Raw genomic sequence first — 11,614 nt, forward strand, 5'->3', positions numbered from 1 at the left:
TGGCGACGATGACCAAATCAATGATGGCAGTGGCCCGCAGTGCCGGGTTGGTGCTGGCGGTGGCGGCGCTGGCCGCCTGCGGCGGCGGCAGCAAGCAGCGTACCTCGGTGCCGCCGCCCGCCGGCAGTCTCGAATACAGCTTTCCCTACAGCGGCCAGACTGATGTCCAGCTGGCGACACCGCTGGTGCTGAGATTTAGCGACCCGCTGGCGGCCAGTCAGGATCCCGCTGCGGTGACGTTGAAAGGTGCCGACGGCAAGTCGGTGCCAGTGACCGCCCGTTTCAGCGGCGACCGCCGGGCGCTGGTGTTGCAGCCGCAATTGCCGCTGCAGCCGGCGCAGACGTACCGCGTCACCAGCACGCCGTTGCAGGGTGACAGTGGCGGTTTGGCGTTTCCCGCTGACGGCCTGTCGTTCCGCACCACCACGGTGCCCACCGGACACGGCCCCGGCGAGCAATTGGACGGCGACTTCCGCGTCGCCTCGTTGGTGCCGGACGGCGAACGCTTCCAAGTCACCGATATGAGCACCTTGCGGATGACTCTGTCGCAGCCGCTGGACCCGGCAACGGCGGTTTATGGCACCACGATCAAGTTGCTCGACGCCGCCGGTGCGCTGGTGCCGGCGACGCTGTTGGTGCGTGACCGGGGGCTGGTCATTGACCCGGATGACGACCTTGAAGCCGGCAGCGATTATCGCCTGCAACTGACCAACGCGCTGCGTAGCCGCACCGGCGCTGCCTTGCCTGCTTATGAGCGGACGCTGGCGGTGGCGATGACGGAACCGCGCTCGGTGCTGGGCACCCACCTGCGCGATTCGGAGGGCGGGCAGTTGCTGTCGCCGTTGAGCGACCAGATCATCAACCACATTCCGCTGCTGGCGCTGTTGCTGGGCGATGACACTGGCACTGATGTGACCGCCGATCTGGCGGTGGAACTGGGCTACACCGTGCACGCGCCGGATTCGGTGCCGCTGCGGTTGCGGCGCGGTACCGTGCTGACCGGCACTAATGCCCCGATCGTCGTCGGCGGTGGCGTGCCGGCCGGGTTTGAATCCGGTGAAGTGACGATCCAACTGCTCACCGACGCCACCGGTTACATGGTGCCGAACGGCTATAGCAAGCGCTCGGATTCGCCGCAGTGGGTACACCTGCTGATGGACGTGGCGATGAGCACCGAGCACCCGGAGGTGAACGCCGGGCTCAACCAGACGTTGCTGAATGTGGAGCTGGTGGGCACCGCGATCCGCGAAGGGGATCGGTTGGTGATTCAAGCGCTGAGCATGGTGACGCCGCAGGTGCTGGGGCTGGAAACCGCTGCCGGGCTGTTGTCGTTCAGCATCGACGCCAATGATGAGCAGGGCCAGACCGAACCGCAGCCGCCATCAGCGCTGCCGTCGCCATCGCTGCAAAGCTGGACGCCGGGCGAGCAACTGGGCCAGGTGGTGCCGGGCGACCCGATGGTGTTGGTGTTCACCAACCCGCTGGCGGCCGACACCGTAGCCGAAGGCATTCGGGTGGAACGCAATGGCGTACTGGATGAGGACGCCTCGGTGCGGGTGGATGGTGCCTCAGTGATCATCCGTCCCGGTGGCTTTGGCTTGCGCCATGGCGAGCATTATCTGGTGCAGATCAGCGACCGGCTGACCAACGTGATGGGCGAGCCGGCGGTGCCGGAAACCCTGGACGTGACCTTGCCGGCCTACGCCAGTGGCGACCGTTCTCCGCTGGTGCTGACCAGCTATCCTGGCTTCCCGTGCCCGACGGTGCCGGGCTCCATGGATGTCGCCGGGAATCTGCAGGGCACCTGTGTGACACCGAAAGATTGGCCAGCCGGTGACCAACCGCCGCTGGCGACCTTGCCCGCCAATCGCCCGATCAAAGTGCGGGTGTCGCAGAACCTCGACCCGGCGTCAGTGGTGTTGGGAGAAGCCTGTGGTGAGGGCACCTTGCGGGTAGAGCGCATCGACGAACAGGGCCAATGCCTTGGCGTGGTACCGGGCCGGGTCCAACTGGCGGCGCGCAAGCTGGAGTTCGTGCCGGCGCAACCCTGGCAGGACGGCGAGCTGTACCGCTACACGCTGGCCTCCGCCGCCAGCAATGCCCAGTGCGGCAGCAACGCCATCTGTGCTGATTTCGGCGCACCGCTGCAAACGGCAATGCTGCAGACCAATGGCGACCTGGCCGGCGGCCCAGAGCTGGCGATTCCGTTCCGTGGCGGTGCCTATAGCGCGGCGGTGGCGCTGCCACTGGCCAACCTGCCGACCCAGGACGTGAACAGCAACTTCCGCATTGACGGCAATGAAACCAAAGCCCCGCAGGCCGCGGATGGCAGCTACCCGGTGCCGCCTAACGCGGTGCGTCTGGAGGGCAACGGCGGTGCCGGGCTGGTGTCCCAAGTGAACGTCGGTTGCGGCTTCAGCGTGCTGGGCAAGCCCGAAAGCTGCCCCCAAGAGCCGTTCATCTACCTGACCGGGGCCTTGGATGTGGACGTGGCAGGCTGGGATGAGGCGGCGCAGGCAGTGCGCGTGGACATTTGGCCGACCCAGCTGCTGACCACCTCGGTGCCGGTGGTGGCGCGCGCTGCGATTCTCAACTTGGAGATCGATACCGAGCCCATGGTGATGCGGATCCGTTATGCCGAAGATGCCAACGGCCAGCGGTCGCAGCCCGTGACAGCGTGGATCAAGTCGGGAGCCGACGGTCTGCCGGAGTTGGAACTGGAGCTGGATCTGTTACTGGATGCGCCGGGGCTGACGCCACCGTTGAGCTTGTCGCATGACCTCAAGTCGTACCCACTGAACGGTCTGAAGTTGCGCGGGCCGGTGCGCTTCCTGCCTGATGGACGCGCGCAGATTAGCCTTGTTAGCGAGTCCGAACTGAATATTCATGTGGACATGTACAACGGCGCCGGCTCCCTTGCAAAAGCCTATCTAAAACTGCCCATGGGCGGCGTGAATCTCACCTATATCAACGCTCCATTGCCCCACTGAAATCGGTGCATACGCCAATACTGCGGCGCCTTAACGGCGCCGCAGTTTGGATCAAGATGAGGGGTGATAAGTTATAAGGCTATGGAGATCAGCAAGTTATAGTTTTATACCCTGCGATTCTCTGGCGTATCAGTACAAAAAACAATCTGGTACTTACGAACCATTTCACAAGTTCACATAAAAGCTACTTTTTTCATGAATTAGCCGCTGATTCCCAGCGTGCCCCGTGCGACTCTCCGCCCCTGACCGCGTCTCCGCGGCAATCATAATAATGATATTCAGGAGAGACTCCTCATGCCGGTTCCGCTCCCTTTCCGTCTGCGCCCCGCTGTTCGTCGTCCGGGACAATGGTGGCCTTTGCTGGCCTGCGCGCTACCCCTCGCTATGACCTCGGCCCACGCCAACATGGGCAACACCGCGACCACGTACGGCTTGCTGCCGGCGGACGTGGGTACTGCGCAAGGCTTGTCGCTGTTCAACAGCCAAGTGTCTGCCACTTACTACAACCCGGCGTACCTGGCCGCCGACCCGCGCGGTGAGCTGACGGCGGGTTTCCTCCACGCAGACCACGAATTGCGTGTGAACAGCCTGGGCGGTGCCCAGGCGCCGATCCGCGATGGCAAAGTGCTGGACGACACGCCGTCCCAGCAGGTGCTGATCGGCATGAAAACCAACATCGGTTCGCTGACCAAATACGACATGCCGATGTACCTCGGCTTCATGGCCGGCATTGAGAAATACGGCCAGGAAATGATGGCCTTCAACTCGCAGACCTCCAGCGGTGGCCAGTTCTTCAACTACGGCCGTCAGCCGCTGTTCCTGGCCATCGGTGGTGCCGCCAACCTGTGGCGCGGCGTGGATGTGGGCGCGTCGCTGCGGGTGACGCTGCATGCCAACGCCAGCATGCGCACCAACAGCACCCTTGCCGGCGACACCTCCCACGAGAATCTGGACGTGAGCGCCAAGCCGGTGATGCGTCCGATCGTGGGCATGAACGTGCGTTGGGGCGAAACCTTCTGTACGTCCACCCCATGCTGGGCGGACGCGTTCGAGACTGCGCTGGTCTATAAGGGCTACTCCAACACCCGCACCAAGGTGGATGCCACCGCCATCATCGATCAGGTGATCGCGGCGCCGGGCCTGAATTTGGCGCTGCAGACGCTGGATTCGTTCCAGCCGGAAATCATCTCCGCCGGCATGCTCTACAAAATGGGCCCGGCACGGCTGGCGCTGTCCGCCGAGTTCCAACGCTGGTCGCGGCTGGGCCGCGAGCTGGAGCGCGACACGCTCAAGGACCAAGCCAACCTGAGCTTCGATGACATCGTCATTCCGCGTATCGGCCTCGACTTCAAAGTGCTCGACGAGCTGACGCTGATGACCGGCGTGGCGTGGGAAAAATCGCCGCTCAAGGGCCGTGAGTCCCTCGACGTGAACTACTTCGACAACGACCGCGTGGTCCTCGGGATCGGCGCCAGCTTGGAAGTGAAGAACCCGCCGGTGTTCGCGTTCCCGATGCGACTCGATGTCGGCTACCAGTACCACATGCTGAAAAAGCGTGAATTTGACCTGTCACGCAGCGACAGCCAGATCAATCCGGTGGAAACCATCTCCGCAGAAGGCGATGTGCACGTGTTCACCGGCTCTGTGACGCTGAAGTTCTGAGGCGAGGTACAACGACATGATGGCAATCACACGACGCGTTGCGCCGCTGTTGGCACTCAGTCTGGTACTGGGTGCCTGCGGTGGCAGCGACAAGCAGAAAGTGACCGAGGTGCCGCTGATCCCCGGCGGCGAGCTGGTCTACAGCTACCCTGACCGCGACCAGACCGGCGTTTCCACCTTTGCGCCGGTAGTGGTGCATTTCTCTAAACCAGTGGCGGCCGGCCAGCCGATCACTGACAGCGAAGTTTCATTGCGTGACGCTCAGGGCAATTTGGTGCCGGTGGCGCACCGTCTCGCCGGCGACGGCCGTAGCGTGGTGCTGCATCCGCACGCCGCGCTGGCGTTCAATAGTGAGTACCGCGTCAAGATTGACGGCCTCAACAGCGCGGAAGGCACCCTGGTAGTGCCGGACGGCGGCTTCAGCTTCCGCACCCGCGCCGCCCAGTACGGCCCGCGTGACCAGCAGCAGGGCAGTGCTGATTTCGCGATGACGCGCATGTTCCCTGATGGCCAGCAGCTGGACATCGTCGACATGACCACCTTCCGCTTCCAATTCAGCCAGCCGATCGACACCGAGCAATTTGCCTACGGTGACACCGTGAAGCTGACGGACGGCACCGGCAAGCTGGTACCGGCGGTGGCGCTGGCCAAGGGTCCGTATCTGACCATCGACCCGCAGCAGGACCTGACGCCGGGCAAGCGCTACGTGCTTACTTTCGGCAACCTGACCAGCACCTACGGCACCGCGCTGGCGGCGCCGTTTGGCAGCAAGCGTAGCTTCGAGTTCACGCCGAAAATGTCCGGTCCCCGTGACCTGATGGCGCTGCGGGCACCGAACACCGGGCAGCCGTCGATCCTCACCGGCGACCTGATGAACATGGTGCCAGTGAAATCAGTACTGCTGGGTGATGACACCGAGTCAGCGCAGGAAGGCGATGTCTATACCGAACTCGGCTATGCGCCGCTGTTCGAGAACGACATCCTGCCGGTGCGCTTGCCGCGTGGTGGCATGCTCACCGGCGGCGCGCTGGACGTCTTGGTGGGCGGCCACGTGCCGGCCGGTTTCGATTCCGGTGCGGTACGGGTGCAGTTCATCACCGACGCCACCGGCTACCTGCTGCCGAACCCGCACACTCGCCTGTCAGAAGCGCCGCGCCAACTGCGCATGTTTATGGACGTGGCCATCGTCACCGATGACGCGCGCGCTAACGCGGCCTTCAACCAGGACATCCTGCACATGGAACTGGTGGGCATGGCGATCGTGAAGGATGGCGTGCTGGTGGCAGATGCCGTCACCGTGGTGGAAAACGATGTGCTCGGCGTGGAGTACGCCCACGGCACGCTGAGCTTCCACATGGAGTCTTACCGGGATCCCAAGGACGCGCCCGCGCAACCGCAGGACACCACCCCGCCGCAGCTGCTGTCGTGGCTGCCGGGTCCGGGGGCACTGGAAAGCAACCCGACGCCAGAATCGTTGGAAAAAAGCCTCGCCATGCGGCCCGGCGATCCGATCGTGCTCAACTTCACCGAGCCGCTGGAACCGAACTCGCTGACCCGCAACGTCACCCTGCGCAAGAGCGATGGCAGCAGCCTGCCGGTGGAGATCCGCCGTGACGGTGCTGCGGTGGTGATCCGCGCCGGTCTCGAGCTGAGCGAAAGCTACACGCTGGAACTGGACGGTGGCATTACCGACCTGGCCGGCAACGCGCTGGCGGCGCAAACGCTGCGCTTTGACATGCCGCTGGCGGCCGCTGGTGGCCAGGTGTCGCCGTTCGTGATCGGCTCCTACCCAGGCTTCCCCTGCGTGCTGGAAGAAACCCGTCTGCGTGATGGCGTGGTCGGTTCCTGCAAAGGCACCAACAGCCGCGAGGACCGGTTGCCGATGCCGTACATGCCGTCTGACCGCCCGATCGTGGTGCGTTTCTCGCAACCGGTGAATCCAGACAGCGTGCTGCTCGGCACCACCTTCAAGGTGTTCAAGGTGGCCGAAGACGGTACTCCGGTGAGCGGCAGCGACGTGGATGGCGACCTGACCGTCAAGGGTCGTGAGATGCGCTTCATGCCGGCCCAGCGCTGGGATGAAGGAGCGCTGTACGCCTACGAACTGGTTTCCAACGGCAATGCGCGCAGCGATCAGTGCAACCCGAGCAGCGCCATCTGCGGCGCCAACGGCCTGCCGCTGAAAACCGAGCTGTTTGCCCAGTCGGCTGATAAAGCGCCGCCGATGAACGGCGGTGGTGCGGTCATGCGCATCTACTTCACTGGCGCTGAGCCGGTGCCGTGGGTGTTCCAGGGGCTCGACAACCTGCCGACCGCCGACATCAACGGCAATGCCAAGTGGGATGACGGCGAAGGCAGCGCCTACAACGATCCGCTGTACCTGCATAACAGCGCGCGGGTGCAAGTGACGGGCGTGGGTGGCTCGGTGGCCAAGGCGTCACTGGGCTGCGACATCGGCAAGACCTGCCCGGAGCGTCATTACATCTATCAGACCGGTGGCCTGATGGCGGATGTGGTGGGCTTCATTTCCGCCGAGGAACTGGCTAACGATCCCAACCCGGCTTATGGGCGCATTCCCCAGGAAGTGCTGGATAACGGCGGCATTCTGGTATGGCTGTACCCGACCGTGATCCAGTCCACTGACCTGACCGTGTACACCGAGACCACCCTAGGCGGTATTGCCAAGAGTGGGCCGGCGCCGACTGGGCCGCAGTACATGCGAATGCGTTCCACCTGTGATGGTCGTGCACCTCAGGATGGCAGACCGGAACCGCAACACTCGCAGCGTAACGAGCGCCGTTGCGGGCCCGGCGAGCATGGTCTGATTCCAAGCTGGATCGTCGACACCGGCGAAGGCGAGCCGCAGTACCTGTCGGTGCTGGACCTGTACCTGGACTCTCCGCAACTGGAGCCGAAGGTCTGGCTGCTGGGCTTCATCGAAAGCAAGTTGGCGCACAACCAACTGGGCTACGGCTTCAGCCTGGATCTGAAAGGGCCGCTGCGCTTCTACGATGATGGCCGCATGCAGATCATTCAGGTCAACCGCGACGCGGTGCCGCTGAAAGTGGATTTGTTGGCACTCGGTTTCCTCGAAGCCAACGTTGATCTGGAAATCCCCGCCCAGGCGGTGAACCTGAACTACATGTCCCGACCGGCGAAACACTGAGCCGTCCCTGACGCCACCCGGCCTGCGCCGGGTGGCGTTTTTTTTGTGCCGCCTTCAGCGGTGGTTGCAGGTAGAATCCCGCCGCAGATGGGTGGCCGATGCCGCCCGCCCCGAGTCTGAGTCAAGGAGCCTGTGACCATGAGCGAACTGCGTGCCGAGCTGCGCTATGCCGATACCCACGAGTGGATCCGTCTGGAAGATGACGGCACCGCCTATGTCGGCATCACCGATCATGCCCAACAAGCCATGGGCGATCTGGTCTACGTGGAAACCCCGGATCTGGACAGCGAACTGGAAGCCGGCGCCGAAGCCGGTGCGGTGGAGTCAGTGAAGGCTGCCTCCGACATTTACGCGCCGGTGGCCGGCACTGTGGTGGCGGTCAACGACGCGCTGGAAGACACCCCGGAGCTGGTCAACCAAGACCCCTACGGTGACGGTTGGCTGTTCCGCCTGCGTATCAACGATGCCGCCGAGCTGGAGCAGTTGCTCAGCGCTGACGAGTATCAGGCGCGCCTCGACGATCACTGACCGGCAGTGACACGCACGGTTACGTTCCGGTCCTACGGTGGCGCAGCTGCGGCTCGCTATACTGGGCCGCTTGATTCCCCGGGCCCGCGAGGCGGGCCTACCGCCAGGAGTTTCCCATGACCATTTCCTCATCCTGCGCCGACATTGCCATTGAGCAGCGCGGCCAGGTTCTGGAGCTGCACATGCAGCGTCCGGAGCGCAAAAACGCCCTGACCCATGCCATGTACACCGCCCTTAATGCGGCGTTGCGGGCTGCCGATGAAGACAGCTCGGTGCGGGTGGTACTGATCACCGGTACGGACGATTGCTTCACCGCCGGCAATGACATGAGCGACTTCCTGCAGCACCCGCCGTCCGGCCCGGACGCGCCGGTGATGCAGTTCCTTGAGCTGCTGCGCACCTTCCGCAAGCCGCTGGTGGCCGCGGTGAACGGTGCCGCGATTGGCGTCGGCACCACCATGCTGCTGCATTGTGATCTGGTGTATTGCGGCCGCAGCGCGCGCCTGCAGATGCCGTTCGTGAGCCTGGGGTTGTGCCCGGAAGCCGGCTCCAGCTTCCTGCTGGCGCAGGCGATTGGTCCGGCCAAGGCCGCCGAATTGCTGCTGCTGGCGGAAACCATCACCGGTGAACGGGCGTTGGAACTGGGCATTGCCAATGGCGTGTGTGACGACGCTAACTACTTGGCCAAGGCGCGCGGCGCCGCCGAGCGACTGGCGGCGATGCCGCCGGCATCAGTGCGGCTGACCAAGGAATTGATGCGCGCGCCCCATGCCGAGGTATTGGCCGCGCAGATGGCCCGTGAAGGCGCAGAGTTCGTGCAGCGGCTGACGTCCCCGGAAGCACGCGAAGCGATGACCGCTTTCGTCGAGAAACGCGCGCCGGACTTCAGCCGTTTCGACTGAGCGCTGACGCGCGGCCCGGCGGCCGCATCAGCAAGGCCCCCAGGGCGGCATAGTCCTGGGGCGCCTGCTGCCATTGCTTGGACAGCTGGGCGGCAAACACCGGCGCCGTTTGTTCCAGAACCGCCCACAGGGCCTGGCTCGCTTCGCTGTCGCGGTCGAGCCAAAACGCCAGTGTTTGTTGGTGACTGTGCTCGATCAGGGCGCGGCTTTCAGCCGCTAAGTAGTGGCCGCTGAACAGATCGGCAGCGGCGTCGAGGGAACCGGCCCGTGCCAGCCGCACACTGGTGCGGCCGAGTGCTCTGACCAGCGCGCCGACATGGTGGGCACTTTCTTCTTCCTGCAATACCGGCCGGGTCAGCTCGCGCAGGTCATCCAGCAGGATCCGTGACACCACCGTCAGATAGCTGCGGCGCCGGTTCTCCGGTCGTTCCGATACTGGCCCCTGGTGACTGGGCAGACTTTCGGTGACCGCGCGGAAATCCTGCGGTTGACGCGGACTGTCCGCCAATCCGAACAGCAGCAACTGCACCACTTGGAAGCCGACGCTGACTTCGGTGGCGTCGGTGATGTTCTGCTGTGCCAACAGGGTGCGGCGGTCCATGGTCAGCGACACGTCGTAGATGATGCCGCTCTCGGGCCAGCCGGGGACGTAATCCACATAGCCGGGCAGCAGCGGCCAGCGATCGGTCTGTTGCAGCACCGCTTCCAACTCTGGCTCTAACTGCGCCTGAGTGGCGAGCAGTGGCCAGGCTTGGTTGTAGGCGCGGTAACTGTCTTCCCACGCTGCACGGGCGGCGGCCAGCTGCGCGGCATCTGGCTGCGCTAGCAGGCGCTCCAGCGCCGCCTGCAACGGTGCCATCTGTTGGTGCAGTGCTGCCAGCACTTCGCTGCGCGCATTGCGGAATGCACGATCAGCTACTGCCAGTTCTGCGTCAGCGCTTTCCACCGCCGCCGCAGCTGGGCGCGGCAGCGGTGGTTCCGACGCGGTGGGCGCCGGCGGATCGCAGGCCGCCAGCCATGCCAGCGGCAGCAGGGCGACCCAGCGCAAACCGGAGTGAGCCCTCATCGCTTTAGTCGCGCAGGCTGATCACGGACCAGCCCCGTTCATTGGCCACGGCACGCAAGTGATCGTCCGGGTCTACCGCCACCGGATGATCGACCACTTCCAGCAGCGGCAGGTCGTTGCGTGAGTCGCTGTAGAACCAAGCGCCGTCCAGCGTGTGGTCGGTGGTGGCCAGCCAGGCGTTGAGGTTGTGAATCTTACCGTCCTGGAAGCACGGCACGCCGACGATCTCGCCAGTGTAGCGGCCGTCGCGCAGTTCAGACTCGGTGGCCAGCATGTGATCAACACCCAGCAGTTCTGCGATTGGCGCGGTCACAAAGTCGTTGGTGGCGGTGATGATCAGCAGGAAGTGGCCTTGCTCACGGTGCCATTGCAGCAGTGCGCTGGCTTTCGGCAGCAGGATTTTGCTCAACTCATCGCGCATGAACTCGGCGCGCCATTGGTGCAGTTGTTCCAGCGGGTGCTGGGTCAGCACCGCCATGGCGAAGCGCAGGTAGGCCATCTGGTCCAGGCTGCCGTTCAGGTAGTCCTGGTAGAACTGATCATTGCGGGCTTTGTAGTCGCCGGCGTCGATAATGCCGCGGGCCACCAAGTAGTCGCCCCACAGGTGATCCGAGTCGCCGCCGATCAGGGTGTTGTCCAGATCGAAAATTGCGAGAGTCATGAGCAGGCTCCAAGGGTCTCAAAAGGCCGATGACAAAAAGCGGCCGCTAGAATAGCAGAGCAAGTGCGTTGATTGGGTACGGCTCGGCAAGGTTTAATGGGCCGGTGATCAGGCAGGCAGGACCATGACGGGCATTATTGATGAACAGGGCTTTCGACTGAATGTCGGCATCATCATTGTCGACGCTGGAGGCCGCGTGTTCTGGGGCCGTCGAGTGGGCCGCCGTGACGCTTGGCAGTTCCCCCAGGGCGGCATGATGCCGGGTGAAACCCCGGAGCAGACGCTCTATCGCGAGCTGGAAGAAGAAGTCGGATTGCGTCCCGGGGATGTGGAAATCCTTGCCAGCACCCGTGGTTGGCTTAGCTACCGCTTACCGCGCCGTTTCATGCGTCGACACGTGGAAGTGGGCCAGCGTCAGTGCATTGGCCAGCGGCAGAAATGGTTCCTGCTGCGGCTGGTGGGGAATGAGGATCGCATCGACCTGGCGCGCAGCGAGACGCCAGAATTCCAAGCTTGGCGCTGGGTGAGCTACTGGTACCCGATCCGCAAGGTGGTGCACTTCAAACGCGGCGTCTATGCGCGGGCGTTGAAGGAATTGGCACCGATCGCCAAGCGAGAAATGCCCTCGAACTGACTCTG

General features: G+C 63.8%; 8 protein-coding genes. 6 read left to right on the plus strand and 2 right to left on the minus strand.

Annotation, left to right across the window (positions count from 1 at the left end; all coding sequences use genetic code 11):
• Window positions 1-8 precede the first annotated feature (8 nt).
• From AB5I84_RS11975 to AB5I84_RS11995, 5 genes are all read left to right on the plus strand, one after another.
• Window positions 9-2,990 (plus strand): Ig-like domain-containing domain, encoded by a 2,982-nt coding sequence (locus tag AB5I84_RS11975; protein WP_369456141.1) that lies wholly within the window; start codon window positions 9-11, stop codon window positions 2,988-2,990.
• 294 nt (window positions 2,991-3,284) lie between these two features.
• Window positions 3,285-4,652 carry an OmpP1/FadL family transporter gene (locus AB5I84_RS11980; protein ID WP_369456142.1) on the plus strand — a complete coding sequence of 456 codons (1,368 nt, stop codon included), beginning with the start codon at window positions 3,285-3,287 and terminating at the stop codon, window positions 4,650-4,652.
• Between the two features lie 16 nt (window positions 4,653-4,668).
• Window positions 4,669-7,818: an Ig-like domain-containing domain gene (locus AB5I84_RS11985; protein ID WP_369456143.1), complete on the plus strand. Its 3,150-nt coding sequence runs from the start codon at window positions 4,669-4,671 to the stop codon at window positions 7,816-7,818.
• 138 nt (window positions 7,819-7,956) lie between these two features.
• Window positions 7,957-8,346, plus strand: coding sequence for a glycine cleavage system protein GcvH (gcvH, locus tag AB5I84_RS11990; protein WP_369456144.1), 390 nt, complete (start codon window positions 7,957-7,959; stop codon window positions 8,344-8,346).
• Between the two features lie 116 nt (window positions 8,347-8,462).
• Window positions 8,463-9,248 carry an enoyl-CoA hydratase gene (locus AB5I84_RS11995; protein WP_369456145.1) on the plus strand — a complete coding sequence of 262 codons (786 nt, stop codon included), beginning with the start codon at window positions 8,463-8,465 and terminating at the stop codon, window positions 9,246-9,248.
• Here the strand turns inward: AB5I84_RS11995 and AB5I84_RS12000 are convergent.
• Window positions 9,232-10,314, minus strand: a complete 1,083-nt coding sequence (locus AB5I84_RS12000; RefSeq protein ID WP_369456146.1) for an imelysin family protein — start codon at window positions 10,312-10,314, stop codon at window positions 9,232-9,234. The genes AB5I84_RS11995 and AB5I84_RS12000 overlap by 17 nt on opposite strands.
• A gap of 4 nt (window positions 10,315-10,318) precedes the next feature.
• On the minus strand, window positions 10,319-10,975 hold the full coding sequence (locus tag AB5I84_RS12005; protein ID WP_369456147.1) for a histidinol-phosphatase: 657 nt from the start codon (window positions 10,973-10,975) through the stop codon (window positions 10,319-10,321).
• 124 nt (window positions 10,976-11,099) lie between these two features.
• Here AB5I84_RS12005 and AB5I84_RS12010 point away from each other — a divergent pair, with 124 nt between their 5' ends.
• Window positions 11,100-11,609 carry an RNA pyrophosphohydrolase gene (locus tag AB5I84_RS12010; protein WP_439650215.1) on the plus strand — a complete coding sequence of 170 codons (510 nt, stop codon included), beginning with the start codon at window positions 11,100-11,102 and terminating at the stop codon, window positions 11,607-11,609.
• Window positions 11,610-11,614 lie beyond the last annotated feature (5 nt).

It is taken from the genome of Alcanivorax sp. REN37, from assembly GCF_041102775.1.
GTDB classification, from domain to species: domain Bacteria; phylum Pseudomonadota; class Gammaproteobacteria; order Pseudomonadales; family Alcanivoracaceae; genus Isoalcanivorax; species Isoalcanivorax beigongshangi.